The following is a 21132-nucleotide window of genomic DNA, read 5'->3' as shown; positions in this document are numbered from 1 at the left end:
TCCTCCACGCCGCGTTCGCTCCCGCCTCGACCGATGCCGCGAGCTCTCACGCACCTGCCTACGGCGACGCCTGCGAGCCGTACTTCACATCGAGCCTAAGTGGGTCCTGCAAGCCTAGCGCGTCCGGTTCGGCTCGCTCTCCCTTGATTTGAATGCTTTCCAGAGGTAATCCATTCCCGTCAGCACCGTGAGGACGACCGCGGCGCCCATCAGCCACGGGCCCACCGCCTCCAGAGGCGCGGGCCACGGCCACAAGTACCAGGCCGCGGCGGTGATCTGGAGGACCGTCTTGAGCTTCCCGCCCCGGTCGGCGGCGATCACCGTCCGGCGCAGCACCGCCATCCGCCACGCGGTGATCCCCAGCTCCCGCACCAGGATGACGCCGGTCACCCACCACGACAGGTCGCCGTAGTAGCTCAGCAGCACCAGGGCGGTCCCGATGAGGGCCTTGTCGGCGATCGGGTCGGCGAGCTTGCCGAAATCGGTCACCAGGCCCCGCGAGCGCGCCAGCCAGCCGTCGACGAAGTCGGTCGCCGAGATGAACACGAACATCGCGCAGGCGAGCATCCGCAGACCCGAGTGCTCCATCTCCGACAGGACCACCACGACCGCGAAGACCGGCACCAGGAAGATCCTGGCGACCGTCACCACATTCGCGATGTTCCACGGGGAGACCGGACGCTCCTCGGGGTTCACCAGGCCTCCTCGACGATCTCCGCCACGAGGTCCACACCGTGCGAGTCGACCACCTTCGCGGTCACGAAGTCCCCCGCCTGGAGGCCCTCGACCTCGCCGACGAGGGCGATCGTGCCGTCGACCTCCGGGGCCTGGTGGGCGCCGCGGCCGTCGACGCCGTCATCTTCCACGGACTCGACCAGGACGGTCATGGTCTCGCCGACCCGCTCGGCCGCCCGCTGGCTGACCAGCTCGTCGACGAGCATCGAGACGCGGGTGTGCCGCTCGGAGACGGCGTCCTCGTCCACGTGCCCGTCGAGGCCGACCGCCTCGGTGCCGTCCTCGTCGGAGTAGGCGAACACGCCAGTGGAGTCGAGGCGGGCCTCCTCGAGGAAGCCCATGAGCTCCTCGACGTCCTCCTCGGTCTCGCCGGGGAAGCCGACGATGACGTTGGTGCGCGCCCCGGCCAGGGGCGCGCGCTCGCGGATCTGGGCCAGCAGGGCCAGGAAGTTCTCGGTGGAGCCGAAGCGGCGCATCCGCCGCAGCACCTTCGCCGAGGAGTGCTGGAAGGACAGGTCGAAGTAGGGCACGACCTTGTCGGTGCGCAGCATCGCCTCGATCAGGCTCGGGCGCAGCTCGGCGGGCTGGAGGTAGGACAGGCGGATCCACTCGATGCCGTCGATCGCGGCCATGCCTTCGAGCAGGTGCTCCAGGGCCTGGGAGTCGGCGAGGTCCTTGCCGTAGGAGGTGGTGTTCTCCGAGACGAGGTTGAGCTCCTTGACGCCCTCGGACGCGAGCCAGGCGGCCTCGGCGAGGATCTCCTCGGGGGTGCGCGAGACGAAGGAGCCGCGGAAGGACGGGATGGCGCAGAAGGTGCAGCGCCGGTCGCACCCGGAGGCGAGCTTCAGGTTCGCGACTGGGCCTTCGGTGAGGCGCTTGCGCAGCACCGCCAGGTGCTGCGGGGCGCCTTCGCCGGCGGCGGCGCCGTCGGCCTGGGCGGTGCGCGAGTGGCCGGGCACCACGGTCGCGGCGGCCTGGCGCGCGGCCGGGGCCAGCGGCAGGAGCTTGCGGCGGTCCGACGGCCGATGGGACTCGAGCTTGCGCCCGGCGAGGATGTCGTCGAGGCGGGCGGCCATGTCCGGGTAGTGGTCGAAGCCGAGGACGGCGTCGGCCTCGGGCAGGCTCTCGGCCAGCTCGTTGCCGTAGCGCTCGGCCATGCAGCCGGTGGCGACGACCTTCGCGCCCGTCGAGGACGCGTCCAACAGGACGTCGATCGACTCGGTCTTGGCCTGCTCGATGAATCCGCAGGTGTTGACCATGACGACGTCGGCGTTCTCGCCGTCGTCGCTGATCCGCCAACCCCCGGCGGCCAGACGTGCGGCCAGCTCCTCGGAGTCGGTCTCGTTGCGGGCGCAGCCGAGCGTCAGGAGTGCGACGCTCTTGCCTGCGCCGCTCTCGGCGCTGTCGATGGCGGTCGCTTCCTCGGATCGGGTCGAATGAGCTGGAGACACCAGGAAAGCGTACCTACCGGCGCCCCGCCCGCGCCCGCGCGGCGGGCAGGGCCACAGTGCGCCCTGGCGGTACAGTGGCGAACCTAACGCCCGAGTGGTCGCCGACGGCCCGGTTGCGCCGAATGCGCCGAATGGCACTGGGACGATTCGACCCATTCACGACCCGCCTGCGCAGGGACAACAGTGGTTCACGGGGCGTTGCGGGCATGGCCTAGGCTTGCCCCATGTCCCCCAAAGACATCGCCCCCGCCAGCCCCCGCGCCGCCCGACGCAGCGCCTGCGCCCTGCTCGTCGGCGCCGCCGCGCTGTCCGTCGCCGCCTGCGGCGAAGCCCCCGTCGGCACGCTCCACACCCGCGCCGGGTACACCGTCGCGAGCGAGGAGATCCCCGTCTCGGTCTGCCCGGCCGAAGGCGAGTCCCGCCTCGCCGACGACGAGGGCCTGCTCATCGGCCCGCACTTCGCGCTGCGCGTCGAGTGCGTGGTCTCCTTCGACGAGGTGCCCGAGGGCTACCAGCTCGACTACCTCCTCGGCGAGGACGTGGAGCTGTACTCGCCCGAGCCGGGCTACGAGTTCACCCTCGTCCAGTTCGCGATCGACCCCGGCGTCGAGGCGCCGTACAAGATCGACGACCTCACCGAGCTCTCGGCGACCTTCGCGATCGGCGACGAGCAGTGGGACTTCGACGGCTCGATCCCCGTGCCCGGCGCGGCCTACCTGACCGTGGCCGAGAAGGGCGCGCCGATCACCCTCGAAGTGGTCGACTCCGAGCGGACCCAGTCGATGGACCTGCGCGAACGCACCCGCGAGGGCCTCGTCGAGGCGCTGTACAACGCCTCGACCGACACGGTGACCACCGACGCGGTGGAGAACTCGGTCGACGGCTACACCACCAGCGGCAGCTACGAGTACTGGTTCGACGACTGGAAGTACTCGACCACGTTCACCGTCACCCGCGAGGTCTACCAGCCCGGCAAGGGCTGGGTGTCCGAACCGGACCGGGCCGTCCTCGGCGTGTCCTTCGGCTGGCTGCACTCGGGCCAGGGCCTGGAGTGGAGCATCGAGGCCGACGAGGCGCTGAAGGTCTCCGGGCCCGACGGCGACCTCACGCCGACCGCGGTGACCAACGTCGACGAGGAGTGGGGCGACGGCATCTGGCGGACGTTCTACCTCGAGTACGACATCCCGGCCGACGCGCTCGCCTTCGACCTGAAGTTCCACCCCAAGGGGCCGGTCGAATGGGCCGAAGAGGGCGTGACGCTGCCGATCACCGGCGACAAGGCCCACGACATCAGCGTCAGCTTCGAATAGGCGCACCACTGGGGCCGGGCCGCATCAGCGGCCCGGCCCCAGTGCCGTCTCAGCCTTACAGTGAGGCGATGACGCCGTCGAGGTCCTCGGGTTTGACGAGCACGTCCCGGGCCTTGGTGCCCTCGGAGGGGCCGACGACCCCGCGGGTCTCCATGAGGTCCATGAGCCGCCCGGCCTTGGCGAAGCCGACGCGGAGCTTGCGCTGGAGCATCGAGGTCGAACCGAACTGGGTGGTGACGACCTGCTCGATCGCCTGGATGAGCAGTTCGAGGTCGTCGCCGATGTCCGGGTCGATCTCCCTGGTCGAACCGGGCGTCGCGGTCACCTCGTCGATGTACTGCGGCTCCATCTGGCCCTTCACGTGCTCCACGACCGCGTCGATCTCCTCGTCGGAGACCCAGGCGCCCTGGATGCGCTCGGGCTTCGAGGCGCCCATCGGCAGGAACAGGCCGTCGCCGCGGCCCACGAGCTTCTCGGCGCCGGGCTGGTCGAGGATGACCCGCGAGTCGGCCAGCGACGAGGTCGAGAACGCCAGCCGCGAGGGCACGTTCGCCTTGATCAGGCCCGTCACGACGTCCACCGAGGGCCGCTGCGTCGCCAGCACCAGGTGGATGCCCGCGGCGCGGGCGAGCTGCGTGATCCGCACGATCGAGTCCTCGACGTCGCGAGCGGCGACCATCATGAGGTCGGCGAGCTCGTCGACGATCACCAGCAGGTACGGGTGCGGGCGCAGCTCCCGCTCCGAGCCCGGGTCGGCCTTGAGCTCGCCCGAGCGGACCTTGCGGTTGAAGTCCTCGATGTGCCGCACCCCGGCCTTGGCGAGGTCCTCATAGCGCATGTCCATCTCCTTGACCACCCACTGCAAGGCGTCCGAGGCCTTCTTCGGGTTGGTCACGATGGGGTGCACCAGGTGCGGGATGCCCTCGTAGTTCGTCAACTCGACCCGCTTGGGGTCGATGAGCAGCAACCGCACCTGCTCCGGCGTGGCCCTGATCAGCAGCGACGCCAGCAACGCATTGATACAGCTCGATTTGCCAGAGCCGGTCGCGCCGGCCACCAGGAGGTGCGGGGTCTTGGCGAGGTTGGTCAGGACGTAACCGCCCTCGATGTCCTTGCCGAGCCCCACCAGCAGCGGATGGTCGTCGGCGGCGGCCAGATTGGAGCGCAGCACGTCGCCGAGCGCGACGTCCTCGCGGTCGGTGTTGGGGATCTCGACGCCCACCGCGCTCTTGCCCGGGATCGGGTTGATGATCCGGATGTCGGAGCTCTTGACGGCGTAGGCGATGTTCTTCGACAGCTGGATGATCCGCTCGACCTTCACGGCCGGGCCGAGCTCGACCTCGTAGCGGGTCACGGTGGGGCCGCGCGTGAAACCGGTGACGGCCGCGTCCACCTGGAACTGCGCGAAGACCTCCTGGAGCGCGGCGATGACCGTGTCGTTCGCCTTCGAGCGGGCCTTCGCGGCCGGACCGGTGCCCAGGACCTTGAGCGAGGGGCGCTGGTAGTCGCCCTGCGCGGCCGAGCCGTCCGAGAGCGTCGGCTGCTCGATGCGCTTGGGCGGCGGCGAATGCTTCGGCGGCACCCGCACCGGCTCGGGCTCGGGGATCGGCGCCGAATCGCGCGCCGACACGTGCTCCGAGTTGAGCTCGGGGACCTCCTCGGGCGCCAGCCGCGGCAGGACCGTCGTCGGCCGGTGGACCCGGCGGGCCTCCTCCTCCTTGAGCCGCTTGGCCTCGCGGCTCTCGGCCCGCGTCATCCGCGGCGCGGGCTCGGACTCGTCGTCCTCATAGGTGTCGACCTTGCCGGTGGCGAGGTCCCACAGGCGGCCGAGCCTGGCGGGGATCTCCGCGACCGGCGTCGCCGTCGCCACCAGGACCCCGAAGAACAGCAGCAGGACCAGCAGCGGGAACGCCACATAGGGCGACACGCCCATCGCGAGCCCGCCGCCGACGAGCCAGCCGACCTGACCTCCCGCGACCATCCGCTCCCCCATGTCGGCGGGCAGACCCGAGATCAGGTGCAGCAGGCCGAGACTGGACAGCCAGATCGCACCCCAGCCGACCAGGGCCCGCCCGCGGGCGTCCTCCGGCGGCCGCTGGCGCATCACCCGCAGTCCCCACAGGACCAGCAGCACCGGCAGCGCGCGCGTCGCCAGGCCCAGCATCCAGTCGAGGATGAACGCCAACCGCTCCCCCACCGGCCCCGCCACGTCGAACCAGACGGCGCAGGCGAGGACGATCGCCACGGCCACGATGAGCAGCCCGAGCCCGTCGCGGCGGTGCGCCGGATCGATCTCGCGGGCCGTGGCCGCCTCCTTGCCGACCGAACGGGCCATCCAACCGGTCGTGCGGGCCGTGCCGACCCACAGGCCGCGCAGGCCCATCCCGAGCGCCTCGAGGGGCCCGGGAATGGCGTCGGAGCGGCGGCGCTTCGCGGCGGTCTGCTTCGCGCTCTTCTTGACCGCCCGCTTCGCGGTCTTGCGCGCTCCGGACTTCGCCGGCCGCTTCGCGGCCGACGGCTTGCGCCGCGCCGCGGGCGCGGACTGCTTGCGAGCGGGGCCGCCCTTGCGGGCGGTGCCGCCCGACCTGCCGCTCGTCTTGGCCATCATGGTGCATACGTTACCGCCCGCACGCACCCCGGCGGAGCCGCGAAGGCACTCACCAGAGCGGCTAATGTGGCGGCATGGTTGAAGCAGGCACGTCGAAAACGGTCCTGGTGACCGGCGCTGGACGCGGACTCGGGCGCACCCTGGCCCACGAGCTCGACGCCCGGGGCCACACCGTCATCGCCCACGCCCGCAGCGCCGCCGCCCTCGACGGCGTACCGTACGGGCGGGCGATCATCGCCGACCTGTCCGAGCCCGAAGGCCTCACCGAAGCCGTGGCCGGCATCGAACGGCTGGACGCGTTGGTCCACAACGCCGGGATCGCGCACATCGCACCGGTGGCCGAACAGACGCTCGAGTGGTGGCAGCGGACCCTCGCGATCAACGTGACCGCCCCGGCCGAGCTGACCCGGCTGCTGCTCCCGGCTCTGCGGGCCGCGGGCGGGCACGTGCTGTTCGTGAACTCCGGCGCGGGGATCACCGCGGGGGCGAAGTGGAGCTCCTACGCGGCGAGCAAGCACGCGGTGAAGGCGCTGGCGGACTCGCTGCGCGCCGAAGAGCAGGCGAACGGGGTTCGGGTGACGAGCGTGTACCCCTCGCATTTCGACACCGACATGCAGCGCAGTGTGCGCGAGCAGTACGGTTCGGACTACGACGCGGCGCGGGCGACCAGCGCGGCGTCGATCGCGAAGACCATCGTGGACGTGATGAGCACCCCGGCGGACATGGTGATCAACGAACTGCGCATCGAACCCCCGAACCCGCTCCCGATCAGAGCGAGAACCTGATCGGTGCATAACTAGCCCAATCCCTATTTATGCCGATAAATCCGGCCTAAGGGACCCCTGGCTCGACGATAGCGCGGGGGTGTGACATCCCGTTTCCGCGCCGCCACGGAACGCGATTCCAAATCGGAGCATTTCTCACGAATGGTGCCGGTCCCTTACGATGTAGGGCCCGACACGACCGTCCCGCACGACTCCTCACAGCAAAGGTGTGGTCCCTCCCTTGAGCGACAACGCAGCGCAGCAGCCCTACTACCAGCCCCAGCAGGCGCCGCCCGCATACAGCCGGCTCCTCCCGGGCGGCCCGGACCGCCCGAAGCCCCTCGGCCTCGCCCTCGCGGGCGCCGGCCTGCTCCTGCTCGCCGTCGGGTCCCTCATCCCCCAGATCTCCCTGGGCGGCAGCGACGCCGGCCGCATCGGCGGCTACGGCGTCGACACCGCCGGCGCGGGCCTCCCCGGCCTCGCCCCCGCGCTGATCCTCGTCGTCCTCGTCGGCTGGGCCGCCGCCGGCGTCAAGCCCGGCCTCCAATGGGCCGCGAAGCTCGGCGGCATCGGCCTCGCCGCGATCACCGCCGCGGCCGCCCTCCACCCCGTCATCGAGCTCAACAGCGCCTTCGGCCGCGAAGCCTGGGACGACTACAAGATCAAGGCCAGCGCCGGCGGCGGCATCTGGCTCTACATCCTCGCCGCCGCACTGCTCGCCGTGAGCATCTTCGTGATGCGCTGGTCCCCACCGACCCAGCCCGCGCCCGGGCCCCAGCAGGCCCCGGCGCAGCAGTTCCCGACCCAGCAGCAGCCCTACCAGCAACCGGCGCCGCAGCAGCAGCCCGGCAACGGCTGGCCGGGCCACCCGCAGCAGTAGGCGAACGGAGGGGCCGCGGCCCCTCCGTTCGCGGTCCCTTTGCGACGGCCGCGCGGCCGATCGAGGGACACGGTCGAGAGTGGCCGGCCGGTAGCATGACGTTGGTGACCTCCATGCCTCCCTTTGAGCCCTCCGCGCCTCCGGGACAGCCGCACATGGCGCCGCCCCCACAGCCGCCGCAGCAACCGTCGCAGCCGGGCCCGCCCACCGGATTCATCCCCCAGCCGCCGCCGCGGCCTTCGGACGCGCCCTCGCCGATCGGCCTGATCGTCGCCGGGATCGGCCTGGCGCTGCTGTGCGTCTCGGCGCTGCTCCCCCGCTTCAATGTCGACGACCTCGACGGCGGCTTCAGCTTCTACATGTACTCGGGGGTCTTCGGCAACGTGTCCACACTCGACGCGAGCACCGCGGTGCTCTCGTTGGCGCTGGTCACCGCGGTCGCGCTCAGCGCCCACCGGAACCCGGGGGTGCGCTGGCCGGCCCGTCTCGGCGCCATAGGCGCGGCCGCGCTGACGGCGACGTTCGCGTACTACCCGGTGGTCGCGATGCGCCAGTACGCGGAGAACTTCACGAACTATGACGAGTTCGGGCAAGAGGGTTGCGTACCGCGTCAACCCGGGCTCACGGTGATGGTCGGGTCGGCGCCGGGCCAGCCCGCCGGGGCCTGCTGCTGCGGCGGGTGGGGGACCCGGTGTCGGGGGTGGCCCACGCGGGGCGGGGCCCCCCCCGCCCGGGGCGCCCCCCCGCCGCGTTCGCTAGGCACTTGGCCGTCGCTGGTGTGCTCATGCCGAGAGGCTGAACCGCTTGCGCGCGTTCACACCGAAAGGCTGAGCCAGCTGCGTGCTCTCATACTTCGAGGCTGAGCTCCTTGCGTGCTCTCACACCTCAAGCACGTGCGGCACGATCATCGGGCGGCGGCGGTAGGTGTCGTTGACCCACTTGCCGACGGTCCGCCGGAGGATCTGCTGGAGCTGGTGCGGGTCGGCGATGCCGTCCTTGGCGGCGCGCTCGATCGCGTCGTTGATGAGCGGCAGGACCCCGTCGAAGGCCTTCGGGTCCTCGGAGAACCCGCGCGCCGAGACGGTGGGGCCGCCGACGACCTTGCCGTTCTCGGAGTCGATCACGACCGTGGCGGCGATGAAGCCGCCGTCGCCGAGGACGCGCCGCTCGTTGAGCACCGGCTCGCCGACGTCGCCCACGGAGAGCCCGTCGACGTAGACCAGGTTGTTCGGCACGTGCCCGACGATGCGGGCGCGGCCATCGATGAGGTCGACGACGTCGCCGTTCTCGATGACGATGACCTGGTCGGCCGGGACGCCGGACTCGATCGCGAGCCGCGCGTGCGCCTGGAGGTGCCGCGCCTCGCCGTGGACGGGGATCATGTTCGAGGGCTTGACGACGTTGAGCACGTACAGCAGCTCGCCGGCAGGCGCGTGGCCGGAGACGTGGACCTTCGCGACGTCCTTGTGGATCACGGTGGCGCCGGTGCGCGCGAGGCGGTTGATGACCCCGTACACGGCGGTCTCGTTGCCGGGCACCAGCGAGGAGGCGAGGATGACGGTGTCCTCGGGTTCGACGGCGATGTGCCGGTGGTCGCCGGAGGCCATGCGGCCGAGGGCGCTCATGGGCTCGCCCTGGGAGCCGGTGGACATGTAGACGATCTCGTCGCCCGGGAGGCGCACCGCCTCGTCCATGCTCACCAGGAGGCCGTCGGGGACCTGCATGAGGCCGAGGTCGCGGGCGATCGCCATGTTGCGGACCATGGAGCGGCCGACGAAGGCGACCTTGCGCCCGTGCGCGTAGGCGGCGTCCATGACCTGCTGGACACGGTGCACGTGGCTCGCGAACGAGGCGACGATGATGCGGCCCTTGACGTCTTCGAAGAGCTTGTCGAGGACCGGGCCGATCTGGCGCTCGGAGGTCACGAAGCCGGGGATCTCGGCGTTCGTGGAGTCCGAGAGCAGCAGGTCCACGCCCTGGTCGCCGAGGCGGGCGAAGCCGGCGAGGTCGGTGATGCGCCCGTCGAGCGGGAGCTGGTCCATCTTGAAGTCGCCGGTGTGGAGCACGAGCCCGGCCTCGGTGCGGATGGCCACGGCCAGCGCGTCGGGGATCGAGTGGTTGACGGCGAGGAACTCCAGGCCGAACGGGCCGAGCTGGAGGGTCTCGTTCTCGGCGACGACGATCCCGGCGGGTTTGATGCGCCGTTCGCGCAGCTTCGCCTCGACGAGGGCGACGGAGAAGCGGGAGCCGACGACGGGGATGTCGTTCTTGTGCTCCAGGAGGTAGGGGATCGCGCCGATGTGGTCCTCGTGGCCGTGGGTGACGACGATGGCCTCGATGTCGTCGAGGCGGTCGAGGATGGGCGTGAAGTCGGGCAGGATGAGGTCGACGCCGGGCTGGTCGACGTCGGGGAAGAGGACCCCGCAGTCGACGATGAGCAGGCGTCCCTCGTATTCGAAGAGGGTCATGTTGCGCCCGATGGCGCCGAGGCCGCCGAGCGGTATGACGCGCAGGGCCCCGTCGGGTAGCGGGCCGGGCTCGCTGAGGTTCTTGGGTCGGGTCAGGCCCATCAGGCCTCCTTCAGGTCGGCGATGCGGGCGGCTATGCGTTCGGCGTGTTCGGGTTCGACCGGGAGCAGCGGGAGGCGGGGCGCTCCGGCGGGCAGTCCCTGGGCGGCGAGTCCGGATTTGACGGCGGCGACGCCGGGGCCGTGGCCCATGAGGGCGTTGACGGCGGGGAGCATCCGGTCGTTGAGCGCGGAGGCGCGGGCGGTGTCGCCGGCGTCGTAGGCGTCGAACATGGTGTTGATCTGCTTGCCGAGGAGGTGGGCGACGACGGAGACGAGGCCGACCTGGCCGGTGGCGTAGGCGGCGAGGTTGAGTTCGTCGACGCCGCAGTAGTAGGCGAGGCCGGTGGCGAGGCGGACGCGGTGGGCCTTGGCGAGGTCGCCGGTGGCGTCTTTGACGGCGATGATGTGTTCGTGGCGGGCGATGCGCTCGTAGGTGGCGTCGTCGATGCCGATGACCGAGCGCGGGGGGATGTCGTAGAGCATCACGGGCAGGTCGGTGGCGTCGGCGATGGTCTCGAAGTGGGCGGCGATGCCGGCCTGGGTGGGTTTGGAGTAGTAGGGGGTGACGAGGAGGAGGCCGTGGGCGCCGGTCTTCTGGGCCTCTTGGGCGAGGCGCACGGAGTGGCGGGTGTCGTAGGTGGAGGCGCCGGCGATGATGTGGGCGCGGTCGCCGACGGCTTCGACGACGGCTTCGATGACCTGGGTCTTCTCGGCGTCGGTGGTGGTGGGGGATTCGCCGGTGGTGCCGTTGACGACGAGGCCGTCGAGGCCTTGGTCGTCGATGAGGTGGCGGGCGAGGGCGGCGGTGCCGGGGACGTCGAGTTCCCCGGAGGGCGTGAACGGCGTGATCATGGCCGCGAGTGTTCGCCCGAACGGGCGCGTTGCGTTGCGCATGTGCTTTCACCAATGCTGATTCCGGCGGCCGGGGCTGCTGCGCGCGGCCGCTCGCTGCGTTTAACTGTCTCAGGATTCTTCGCCGCGCCGCCGTGTTTCGGTCCGCGCGGTGTGCGGCGCGGACCGGTGCGGGGCGGCGGTGTTCGGTGCCTGTGGCTCAGCCCTCGGTGACGTAGGGGCTGGAGGCGACCTCGGTGCCGTCGTCGAGCTTCGTGATCTGGAAGTCTGCGAAGACGTTGGCGGCCTTCTCCTTGAGCTGCTTGAGGCATTCGATGGCCAGCGCCCGGATCTCGACGTCGGCGTGCTCGGAGGCGCGCATGGCGATGAAGTGGCGCCAGGCGCGGTAGTTGCCGGTCACGACGATGCGGGTCTCGGTGGCGTTGGGCAGTACCGATCGCGCCGCTTGGCGCGCCTGCTTTCGGCGCAGGGTGGGGTTGGCGACGTCGGCGAACTGCTTCTCGAGGCCTTCGAGGAGGTCGTTGTAGGCGTTCTGGGCAGCTTCGGCCGCGGCGAGGAAGCGCTTGTGGAGTTCGGGGTCGGCGGCGATGGCGTCGGGTTCGACCATGGACGCGTCGCGTTCGGGGACGTAGCGCTGAGACAGCTGGGAGTAGGAGAAGTGGCGGTGGCGGATCAGCTCGTGGGTGAGGGAGCGGGAGATGCCGCTGAGGTAGAAGCTGACGGAGCCGTGTTCGAGGACGGAGAGGTGTCCGACTTGGAGGATGTGGTCGAGGTAGCCGGCGTTGGTGGCGGTCTTGGGGTTGGGCTTGGTCCAGGACTGGTAGCAGGCGCGTCCGGCGAATTCGGCGAGGCCTTGGCCGCCGTCGGCGTCGGTCTCCCAGGGGACGTCGGCCGGGGACTCGAAGTGCGTCCAGGCGATGAGTCGGACGTCCATCGGTACGATTTCGGGCATCCCCGCTCCCCCTCGTTCGTGTTCGGTGCCTGTTAGTGCTGGTTCTCGACTCCCTGAGGGTACTCGTGGGCGGAGTGTGGTCCGGCACGCGCCCGGTCACCGGGCGCGGTCGGCGTGTTCCGGGTGTGGCGGGGCGGGGTGGTCGTCCGGTTGCGCGCGGTTTGGTTCCAGAACGCCGCTTGACAGACGTCAGAAATGATGTCATCATGGTGTCATGGACTTGACGCCGTATATCGAATCGCTCCGCCGGAGCCTCACCGCCGCCGCCGCGCCCGGCGGCGAGGACGCCGCGCGGACTGCTGAACTGCTGTCGGAAGCACTCGACGCGGGGGCTCGCCTGGCGCTCATGGAGGCCCTCTCCGAAGCCGCCGCCGAGATCACCGCCGGGCTCGACCAGGCCGGCTCTTCGGCGTCGGTCGACCTTCGCGTGCGCGGCAAGGAGGTCGACCTGCGCGTCAGCGGCGGCGAGGCCGCCGAGGCCGCGCCGCCTCCGGCGCCGCCGGTGGACGACGATGTCGCCCGCATCACGCTGCGCCTGCCCGAGTCGTTGAAGGAGGACGTCGAGCGGGTCGCCTCGTCCGACGGCGCCTCGGTCAACGCCTGGCTGGTGCGCGCCATCAACAACGCCGTGCACGCCTCCCGCACCTCGGGTCCGGCGAGCGGCGCGAAGTACAGCCAGCGCATCACCGGCTACGCCAGGGCTTAGGAGCACGAGCGATGAACGAGTACACCGAATTCACCCACGATGGGCCGATCACGGCGGCGATCACGCTGGCCGACGGCTCGGTCACCGTCACCGCCCACGAGGCGGACACGGTGCTGGTGGAGATCAAGCCCGCGCAGCGCCGCTCCGAGAGCGACACCGACGCCGCCGACCTGGCGCGCGTCGAGTTCGAGAACGGGCACCTGCGCGTGGTGGCCCCCGAGAAGCCCGCGAACTGGTTCTTCCGCAAGGAGATCGGGGTGCACCTGGCGGTGAAGGTCCCGCTGCGCTCGGAGGTGTCGGTGAAGACCACCTCGGCGCCGATCAGCCTGCACGGCAAGCTCGGCCCGGTCTCGATCAACACCGTGGCCGGCTCGGCGACCGTGGAGAGCGCCTCCAGCGTGCGCGCCAACACCGTCTCCGGTTCGGTCCAGGTCATCGACGCGACCGACGAGTTCCGCGCCAACACCGCTTCGGGCGAGATCCGGGCCGATCACGTCGGCGGGGACTTCTCGGCCAAGACGGTGTCCGGGGCGATCACCGCCGAGCGGCTCGACTCCTCGGCGAACGTGAACACGCTCTCGGGCGGGATCGACCTGAGCGCGCTCAAGTCCGGCAGCGTCAAGGCCAACACCGTGTCGGGGCGCATCAGCATCGGGGTGCTCGCGGGCACCGACGTGTGGATGGACCTGGACGCGAAGGCCGGGACGGTCACCTCCGAGCTGGCGGCGGGCGACACCTCGCCGGCGCCGGCGAACGGCGGCACGAGCCTGGAGGTGCGGGCCCGCTCGGTCTCGGGCGACATCTACCTGCACCGCGCGAGCGCTTTCGCTTAAGCCTCTCTCAACACCCATGAAGAGCCCGGCCGCTGAAGCGGCCGGGCTTTTTCGCGCCTAGACGTAGAAGAACGTGAACGGGACCCACGGGAGGTTGCGGGCGACGGTGAAGGCGGCCCAGACGAGGAGGAAGCCGGTGAGCGCCCTCGGGGTGAGGTGGAAGGTCGGGAGCCGCCACAGGAGGCGCGGGAGGACGCGCGGGACGGCCCAGGCGAGGAACATCCAGATGAGGAACGGGGCAGCGAAGACGGCCAGCAGGTGGTGGCGGGCGGCCTCGGGGAAGTTGAGGGTCGCGAGGTAGTAGAGCGCGCGCGTGCCGCCGCAGCCGGGGCAGTCGAAGCCGGTGGCGAGCTTGAACAGGCACGTGGTCGGGCCGGTGTTGTCGGTGGGGTTCGTGGCGACGATCCCGGCGACGGCGCCCGCGACGCACACGAGGATGGCGACGGGCGCGACCCAGGGCCGGGAGAGCTGGTAGCCGATCCAGCGCCGAACGGCGGCGCGGCGGCGGGGCTCGGGAGGGTCGGCGACCGGCCGCGGGGCGGGGTCGGACTCATGGACTGCGCACACATGGCCTCCTCGCGCACAAGCCTAACGGCCCCGCGCCGAAGCGGCAGCGGCGGTTTGCGGGCACGGCAAGAGCGACAGGAACCGGTCCGCAGGGCCCCCGATACGAGGGTGCCTGAAGGGTCCGACAATTCGAGGAGGAGTCAAGGGTCCGGCATCCGCGAGGCCGTGTGCGGCCGATTCTCGGGCACGCCTAGAGCCACCGGGACCGGTCCCTTGGGCCCCGATACAAGGGTGCGTCGGGGGTCCGACAATCCGTTTCGGGGAGTCTTCGAAAACGCCGGGCCGCGCCTTTCGGGAGCTTAGGCTCGGTTCATGTTCGGTCTTTCGGTGGTCCGCCGCCACAAGGCGGCTCGTCGCGCGACGGCTAGCCACACCACGGCCCGTCCCGCCGCTCCCCGCCCGCGCCGCCTCGCCGTCCGCCGCGTGCTCGTCAGCCTCGCGGCCCTCGCACTGCTGGTCACCGCCACCGGCTGCCTGCGCCTGGACCTCGGCCTCGACATCCGCCCCGACGACACCGTCGGCGGCACCTTCACCGCCGCCTGGAGCGAGGAGTTCCTGGACCGCGCCGGCGAACTCGACCTCGACAAGCGCGAACTCGACGCGTTCCTCGACGCCCTCCTCGACGGCGTCCCCGGCACCCAGCGCACCCCCTACCGCGAGGACGGCTTCGTCGGCCAGACCGCGACCTTCACCGACCGGCCCCTCGCCGACTTCGCCGAGTTCGGCGGCGACGAATGGGGCTACCTGCGCATCGACCACACCGGCCGCCAATACGACCTCGAAGGCTACTGGGACCTGCGCGCCGCCGGCTTCCTCGACCCCGAGGCGTTCGCCGACGCCGAGATCCGCATCAGCGTCAACTTCCCCGCGAAGGTCACCGCCCACAACGGCGAACTCGACGGCCGCACCGTCACCTGGGTCATGACCCCCGGCGACGACTACGAACTCAACGCCACCGCCGTCGCCAACGACGTCCGGGCGTTCGCCCTCGCCGCCGTCGCCGCGGTCGTCGTGGTCCTCGCGCTGCTGTGGCTCGCGCAGTGGCGGGCGCTGCGGCGGCACTCGATCGGCACCGGCCGTTAACTCGAACACAAACCGTAGGCGGCACCTGCACGGCCCGTATCCTGGTGAGTCGACCGTCGTAACGGATCGATAACGCCAGTGAGGAGGGCCGTTGACGCAGTACCGCTCGAAGAGCAAGGGCCGCAAGCACCACGACTCCGGCCTGGAACTGAGCATCGGTCAAGTCCTCGCGGCCGCGGGCGCGACCACCATCGGCGCGCTCCTCGCGAAACTCCTCCACCTCTGGGGCACCGTCGCCGGCACCGCCATCCTGAGCATCTGCTCCTCCATCGGCGCCGTCCTCATCCTGCGGGCCATGCGCCGCACCGGCGACACGATCAAGGCCCAGATCGCGGCCCTGTCCCCCACCGCGCAAGGCGAGGGCACGGTCGTCATCCGCCCCGACAGCGTCACCGCGACCGCCCCGATCCCCGAGCCCGACCAGCTCCACTCCACGCAGGACGAGACCGTGGAGATGGACGTCCCCGACCTCGAACCCGAAGGGCACGTCACCGACACCGGATCGCGCAAGCGGACCCTGCTCGCCATCCTCGTCTCCAGCGTCCTCGTCTTCGGGCTCACCATCGGCACGCTGGCCCTCATCGGCACCTTCACCGGCGACCCCGGCAGATTCATCCAGGAGGGGGACACCACCACGATCATCCTGCCCTCGACCGAGACCGTCGAGCCGACCGAGACCACCGGCGAGGACCCCACGGGGACCGAGACGCCCAGCGAGGCCCCCACCGAGGACCCCGGCGGCAGCACCGCCCCCACCGAGACCTCCTCCCCCACCGGCGACGCCGAGACCCCCAGCGACTCCCCCACCGCCGAGACCGGCACCGGACAGGGCGGCACCGAGACCTCCTCGGCCCCCAGCCCCGAGACCGAGGACGACGCGCTCACCGAAAGCCCGACCGGCACCGGCTGAACCGCAGCCGAGGCTCCGACCGGCGCCGGGACGCGACTGCGCCCGCCGACCCAGAGGTCGGCGGGCGCAGTGCAGTTCAAAGCATTGCAGCTCAAATCAGTGTCGTTCAGAGCTCAGTCGTTCAGAGCGTTGTGGTCACGAGCGTTGCGTTCAGTCCAGCAGGTCGTCGATGCCGACGGTCAGGCCTCGGCGCTTGACGACCTCGCGGACTGCCAGCAGCACGCCGGGCATGAACGAGGCCCGGTCGAGCGAGTCGTGGCTGATCGCGAACCGCTCGCCGGGACCGCCGAAGCGGACCTCCTGGCTCGCGACGTAACCGGCCGAGCGGACCGCGTGGACGTGCACGCCGTCGATGTCGGCCCCGCGCGAACCCTGCGGGTCCGTCTCGGTCGCATCCGGCATCCCGTCGAGACCGGCCTCGGCGCGCGCCGCGGCGATGATCCGCGCCGTGTGCACCGCCGTGCCCGAAGGCGCGTCGACCTTCCGCGGGTGGTGCGACTCGATGACCTCGGCAGAGTCGAAGTGCTTCGCCGCCTTCGCGGCGAACTGCATCATCAGGACCGCGCCGATCCCGAAGTTCGGGGCGATCACCGACCCGAGCTCGGGGTCGGCCGCGATGATCCCGCGGGCGGCCTCCAAGCGCTTCTCGTCAAAGCCCGACGTGCCGACCACCGTGTGCAGGCCGCGGTCCACACACCACTCGAGGTGCTCCATGACCACATCCGGCAGCGTGAAGATCACGACCACGTCGGCCCCGGTCAGGGCCTCCAGGTCATCGTCGCGGTCGACCGCCGCCGCCAGCTCCAGGTCGTCGGCCGCGTCCACCGCCTCGCACACCGCCTGGCCCATCCGGCCGCGCGCGCCGAGCACACCCACTTTGATCATGCGAAGTCCTTCTGGTCGAACGGCCCCACGGCCACGGTCGTCATCGGCTGCGTCAGGATCTCGGCGGCCACGGACCGGATCTGGTCCACCGTCACCGCGTCGATGTCGGCCAGCTCCCGCTCCAGGCTCAAATGCTCCCCGTACAACAGCTCGGCCCGGCCCAGCGCGTTCATGCGCGAACCGGAGTCCTCCATCGACAGGACCATGCCGCCCTTGCTCATGCCCTTGCCCCGGCGCAGCTCCTCCTCGGAGACGCCCTCGCTCGCGATCCGCGCCAACTCGGCGAGCACCAGCGAGCGCACCTGGTGCACCCGGTCGGGGTTCGACCCGGCGTAGACGCCGAACATGCCGGTGTCGGCGTAGTACGAGGTGAACGAGTACACCGTGTACGCCAGGCCGCGCTGCTCGCGCACCGACTGGAACAGCCGCGAGGACATGCCCCCGCCCAGGACGTTGTTGAGCACCTCGAAGGCGTCCTTGCGCTCGTCGTGCCGCGAGAACGTGCGGCAGCCGACCACCAGGTGCGCCTGCTCGGTGTCGTGGCGCTCCACCAGGAGCGGCACCGGCACCGGCAGCGCGTCCTCGTCGTGGCGCCGCCCGCGCGGCACGTCGACGCCGCCCAGGATCGGCGCGAACGCCTCGGCGACGAGCTTCACGGTCTCGCCGTGCTCGACCCCGCCCGCGGCGCACACCGTCAGGTTCGGTGCCCGGTAGTGCTGCCGGTAGAAGTCGTGGATCTGCTCGCGCGTGAGCGTCCGCACCGTCGCCGGGTCGCCGGCGATGTCACGCCCGAGCGCGCCCGCGCCGAACAGCGCCTTCGCGAACAGCTCGTGCACGACGTCCGAGGGCTCGTCCGCCGAGGCGGCGATCTCCTCCAAGATCACGTCGCGCTCGACCTCCACGTCGGCGGGGGTCACCAGCGAGGAGCACATGGCGTCGCCGAGCACGTCCACCGCTATCGGCAGGTCGTCGTCGAGCACCCGCGCGTAGAAGCAGGTCAGCTCCCGCGCGGTGTAGGCGTTCGAGTCCCCGCCGACCGACTCGACGGCCTCGGCGATCTCGGTGGCCGTGCGCTTCGCGGTGCCCTTGAACAGCAGGTGCTCCAGGAAGTGCGAGACGCCGGCGAACTCGGGGGCCTCGTCGCGGGCCCCCACGCCGACCCACACGCCGACGGAGGCCGAGCGCATGGTCGGGACGGTCTCGGTGAGCACACGCAAACCGCCGGGCAGCACGGTCACGCGGACCGTGCCCCCCAGCGGATCGTCAATCAGTGTGCGAGTCTGGGAACGACTCATCTACTCTTCCGAGCCTCCACCGTCGTCGGAGCGGCGGGTGCGGCGGCGACGGCGCTCGCCGTCGCCGGAACCGCCACGGTCGCCACCGCGGTCGCCCGAGCGCTCGCCCGAACCGGAGCGCTCGCGGTCGCGGCGCGGGCCGCGGTCACCGCGGTCGCCCCGGTCCCCGCGGGACTCCTTGCGCTCGGCCGGACGGCCCTTCTTGTACCCCTCGGGCTCCTGGCCCTCCGGGTAGACCTTGTCGAGGTAGATCTTGCCGCGGTTGTCGATGTCGCCGATCTCGACCTCGATCTTGTCGCCGACGCCCAGCACGTCCTCGACCCGCTCGACGCGCTTGCCGTCGCCGACCTTCGAGATGTGCAGGAGGCCGTCGCGGCCCGGCGTCAGCGAGATGAACGCGCCGAAGTCGGTGGTCTTGACGACGGTGCCGAGGAACCGGTCGCCCACGTTCGGCAGGGTCGGGTTCGCGATCGCGTTGATCGTCTCGACCGCGGCCTGCGCGGCGTCGCCGTTCTCGGCCGACACGTAGATCGTGCCGTCGTCCTCGACGGTGATGTCCGCGCCCGTGTCGTCCTGGATCTGGTTGATCGTCTGGCCCTTCGGGCCGATGATCGCGCCGATCTTGTCCACCGGGATCTTCAGGGTCGTGATCCGCGGGGCGGTCGCGGCCAGCTCGCCCGGCTCGCTGATCGCCTCGAGCATGACGTCGAGGATCGCGTGGCGGGCGTCGTTGGCCTGCTGGAGCGCCTGCGCCAGCACGTCCGAGGGCAGACCGTCGAGCTTCGTGTCCAGCTGGAGGGCCGTGACGAACTCGGCGGTGCCGGCGACCTTGAAGTCCATGTCGCCGAAGGCGTCCTCGGCGCCGAGGATGTCGGTCAGCGTGACGTACTTGGTCTCGCCGTCGACCTCCTCGCTGATGAGGCCCATCGCGATGCCCGCGACCGGCGCCTTGATCGGCACGCCCGCGTTCATCAGCGACATCGTGGACGCGCAGACCGAGCCCATCGAGGTCGAGCCGTTCGACGCGAGCGCCTCGGAGACCTGGCGGATCGCGTAGGGGAACTCCTCGCGGCTCGGCAGCACCGGCACCAGGGCGCGCTCGGCGAGCGCGCCGTGGCCGATCTCGCGGCGCTTGGGCGAGCCCACGCGGCCGGTCTCACCGGTCGAGTACGGCGGGAAGTTGTAGTTGTGCATGTAGCGCTTCTTGCTGACCGGCGACAGCGTGTCGATGGCCTGCTCCATGCGCAGCATGTTCAGCGTGGTGACGCCCATGATCTGGGTCTCGCCGCGCTCGAACAGGGCCGAGCCGTGCACGCGCGGCAGGATCCCGGCCTCGGCGGCCAGCGGCCGGATGTAGGCCGGGGAGCGGCCGTCGATGCGGACGCCCTCGTTGATGACGCGCTTGCGGACCAGCTTCTTGGTGAGCGAGCGCAGCGAGGCGCTCAGTTCGCCCTCGCGGCCCTCGAAGTCCGCGCCGAGCTTCTCGAGCATGACCGACTTGACGCGGTCGAGCTCGTCCTGGCGGGCGGTCTTGTCGGCGATCTGGAGCGCCTGGTCGAGCTCCGCGGTGACCGCGGCCTCGACGGCGGCGAACGCGTCGTCCTGGTAGTCCAGGAAGCGCGGGTAGTCGGCGACGGGCTTGGCCGCGACGGCGGCCAGCTCGGCCTGGGCGCGGACCAGCTCGGCGATGACCGGCTTGACGGCCTCGAGGCCGCTCGCGACGATCTCCTCGGTCGGCTTGGTGCCGCCGGCGGCGATCAGGTTGATCGTGTTGTCGGTGGCCTCGGCCTCGACCATCATGATCGCGACGTCGCCCGAGTCGAGGACCCGGCCGGTGACGATCATGTCGAAGGTGGCCTTCTCGATCTGCTCCAGGGTCGGGAACGCGACCCAGGTGCCGTCGATGAGGACGACGCGGGTCGAGCCCAGCGGGCCCGAGAACGGCAGCCCGGAGAGCTGCGTGGACATGGAGGCGCCGTTCATGGCGACCACGTCGTACTCGTCGCGGGCGTCGACCGCGAGGATGGTGCCGATGACCTGGACCTCGTTGCGCAGGCCCGACACGAAGGACGGGCGCAGGCCGCGGTCGATCAGGCGGCAGGTGAGGATGGCGTTCTCGCTCGGGCGGCCCTCGCGGCGGAAGAACGATCCGGGGATGCGCCCGGCGGCGTACATCCGCTCCTCGATGTCGACGGTGAGCGGGAAGAAGTCGAAGTGGTCCTTCGGGTTCTTCGAGGCGGCGGTGGTCGAGAGGACCACGGTGTCGTCCATCTGGACGATCGCCGAGCCCTGGGCCAGCTTGGCCAGGCGGCCGGTGCTGAAGACGATCTTGCGGGTGCCGAAGGCGCCGTTGTCGATCACGGCGGTGGCGTGGTGCTCCCCGAGGTTGAAGGCCTCGGGTGTCCGTTCGGTATCGGACATAGAGTGTCGATCTCCTTGTGTAGTTCGGAACGCGATTCGGCGCCGCCAGCCCACACGCGTTCCGGTCTTCGATCGAAGCACTCGGAGAAAGGCCCCGCGTCTCGCGGGGCGTTCCGGATGCCACTACCGAGGACCGGGGCGGTCTCTGGCGTGCGGCGCCGCGCCTCGCTCGGAGGCGCTGCGGTCGAGCGTGGTGCTCGGACCCAACCCTACTTGACTTCCTCACCTCCTCGAAGGAAAGGTGATTCCCGACTTGCGGTCCGTTTTCGGCGGGCCGTTCACGGGCGGGTTCCTGGTTCAACGTCCGCTGC

18 protein-coding genes are annotated in these 21132 nt (G+C 70.8%); 8 read left to right on the top strand and 10 right to left on the bottom strand.

The genetic code is table 11. From position 1 onward, the window contains the following. Positions 1-114 precede the first annotated feature (114 nt). The gene (gene pgsA / locus IF12_RS0111245; protein WP_030158077.1) at positions 115-696 is read right to left on the bottom strand and encodes a CDP-diacylglycerol--glycerol-3-phosphate 3-phosphatidyltransferase; all 582 of its coding nucleotides are present in this window, start codon (positions 694-696) and stop codon (positions 115-117) included. Next, positions 693-2144, bottom strand: coding sequence for a 30S ribosomal protein S12 methylthiotransferase RimO (gene rimO / locus IF12_RS0111240; protein WP_030158075.1), 1452 nt, complete (start codon positions 2142-2144; stop codon positions 693-695). The genes pgsA and rimO overlap by 4 nt, the downstream gene beginning before the upstream one ends. A gap of 266 nt (positions 2145-2410) precedes the next feature. Here rimO and IF12_RS0111235 point away from each other — a divergent pair, with 266 nt between their 5' ends. Next, the gene (locus IF12_RS0111235) at positions 2411-3496 is read left to right on the top strand and encodes a hypothetical protein (protein WP_030158073.1); all 1086 of its coding nucleotides are present in this window, start codon (positions 2411-2413) and stop codon (positions 3494-3496) included. A gap of 55 nt (positions 3497-3551) precedes the next feature. Here IF12_RS0111235 and IF12_RS0111230 read toward each other — a convergent pair whose 3' ends face one another. Further along, positions 3552-6104 carry a DNA translocase FtsK 4TM domain-containing protein gene (locus IF12_RS0111230; protein WP_081913496.1) on the bottom strand — a complete coding sequence of 851 codons (2553 nt, stop codon included), beginning with the start codon at positions 6102-6104 and terminating at the stop codon, positions 3552-3554. A gap of 74 nt (positions 6105-6178) precedes the next feature. Here IF12_RS0111230 and IF12_RS0111225 point away from each other — a divergent pair, with 74 nt between their 5' ends. The 3 genes from IF12_RS0111225 (at position 6179) to IF12_RS0111215 (ending at position 8611) form a co-directional block, all read left to right on the top strand. Further along, positions 6179-6889 carry an SDR family oxidoreductase gene (locus IF12_RS0111225; RefSeq protein WP_030158069.1) on the top strand — a complete coding sequence of 237 codons (711 nt, stop codon included), beginning with the start codon at positions 6179-6181 and terminating at the stop codon, positions 6887-6889. Between the two features lie 220 nt (positions 6890-7109). Then, positions 7110-7748, top strand: a complete 639-nt coding sequence (locus tag IF12_RS0111220) for a hypothetical protein (RefSeq protein WP_030158067.1) — start codon at positions 7110-7112, stop codon at positions 7746-7748. Positions 7749-7903: 155 nt separating this feature from the next. Beyond that, entirely contained in the window at positions 7904-8611 is a 708-nt protein-coding gene (locus tag IF12_RS0111215) for a hypothetical protein (RefSeq protein WP_156036830.1), read from the top strand. Positions 8612-8626: 15 nt separating this feature from the next. On the opposite strand, the gene IF12_RS0111210 is transcribed toward IF12_RS0111215, so the two are convergent. The 3 genes from IF12_RS0111210 to thyX form a co-directional block, all read right to left on the bottom strand. After that, positions 8627-10318, bottom strand: a complete 1692-nt coding sequence (locus tag IF12_RS0111210) for a ribonuclease J (RefSeq protein WP_030158063.1) — start codon at positions 10316-10318, stop codon at positions 8627-8629. Then, positions 10318-11211 (bottom strand): 4-hydroxy-tetrahydrodipicolinate synthase, encoded by an 894-nt coding sequence (gene dapA / locus IF12_RS0111205; protein ID WP_030158061.1) that lies wholly within the window; start codon positions 11209-11211, stop codon positions 10318-10320. Before dapA ends, IF12_RS0111210 begins: the two co-directional genes overlap by 1 nt. Before the next feature lie 157 nt (positions 11212-11368). Next, entirely contained in the window at positions 11369-12121 is a 753-nt protein-coding gene (thyX, locus tag IF12_RS0111200) for an FAD-dependent thymidylate synthase (RefSeq protein ID WP_030158059.1), read from the bottom strand. Positions 12122-12335: 214 nt separating this feature from the next. Between thyX and IF12_RS0111195 the strand changes: the two genes are divergently transcribed. Both IF12_RS0111195 and IF12_RS0111190 read left to right on the top strand, forming a co-directional pair. Further along, positions 12336-12827 (top strand): hypothetical protein, encoded by a 492-nt coding sequence (locus IF12_RS0111195; protein WP_030158057.1) that lies wholly within the window; start codon positions 12336-12338, stop codon positions 12825-12827. Between the two features lie 11 nt (positions 12828-12838). Beyond that, a complete protein-coding gene (locus IF12_RS0111190) occupies positions 12839-13660 on the top strand; it encodes a DUF4097 family beta strand repeat-containing protein (protein ID WP_030158055.1) in 822 nt (273 codons plus the stop codon). 57 nt (positions 13661-13717) lie between these two features. On the opposite strand, the gene IF12_RS0111185 is transcribed toward IF12_RS0111190, so the two are convergent. Then, entirely contained in the window at positions 13718-14227 is a 510-nt protein-coding gene (locus IF12_RS0111185; protein WP_081913495.1) for a DUF2752 domain-containing protein, read from the bottom strand. A gap of 312 nt (positions 14228-14539) precedes the next feature. Here IF12_RS0111185 and IF12_RS0111180 point away from each other — a divergent pair, with 312 nt between their 5' ends. Both IF12_RS0111180 and IF12_RS0111175 read left to right on the top strand, forming a co-directional pair. Then, entirely contained in the window at positions 14540-15310 is a 771-nt protein-coding gene (locus IF12_RS0111180) for a hypothetical protein (RefSeq protein ID WP_133884375.1), read from the top strand. A gap of 91 nt (positions 15311-15401) precedes the next feature. Continuing rightward, on the top strand, positions 15402-16220 hold the full coding sequence (locus IF12_RS0111175; protein WP_030158049.1) for a hypothetical protein: 819 nt from the start codon (positions 15402-15404) through the stop codon (positions 16218-16220). 150 nt (positions 16221-16370) lie between these two features. On the opposite strand, the gene dapB is transcribed toward IF12_RS0111175, so the two are convergent. Genes dapB through IF12_RS0111160 form a run of 3 tightly spaced genes read right to left on the bottom strand, consistent with a single transcriptional unit; the run spans position 16371 to position 20821 of the window. Beyond that, positions 16371-17105: a 4-hydroxy-tetrahydrodipicolinate reductase gene (gene dapB, locus IF12_RS0111170; protein ID WP_030158047.1), complete on the bottom strand. Its 735-nt coding sequence runs from the start codon at positions 17103-17105 to the stop codon at positions 16371-16373. After that, positions 17102-18400, bottom strand: a complete 1299-nt coding sequence (locus IF12_RS0111165) for a pitrilysin family protein (protein WP_030158045.1) — start codon at positions 18398-18400, stop codon at positions 17102-17104. The genes dapB and IF12_RS0111165 overlap by 4 nt, the downstream gene beginning before the upstream one ends. Further along, positions 18401-20821, bottom strand: a complete 2421-nt coding sequence (locus IF12_RS0111160) for a polyribonucleotide nucleotidyltransferase (RefSeq protein ID WP_030158043.1) — start codon at positions 20819-20821, stop codon at positions 18401-18403. Positions 20822-21132: the final 311 nt, after the last annotated feature.

It is taken from the genome of Glycomyces sp. NRRL B-16210, assembly GCF_000719515.1.
Classification (GTDB): domain Bacteria; phylum Actinomycetota; class Actinomycetes; order Mycobacteriales; family Micromonosporaceae; genus Glycomyces.
The sequence above is the reverse complement of the archived record's forward strand: the minus strand, read 5'-3'. Positions and strand labels throughout refer to the sequence as shown.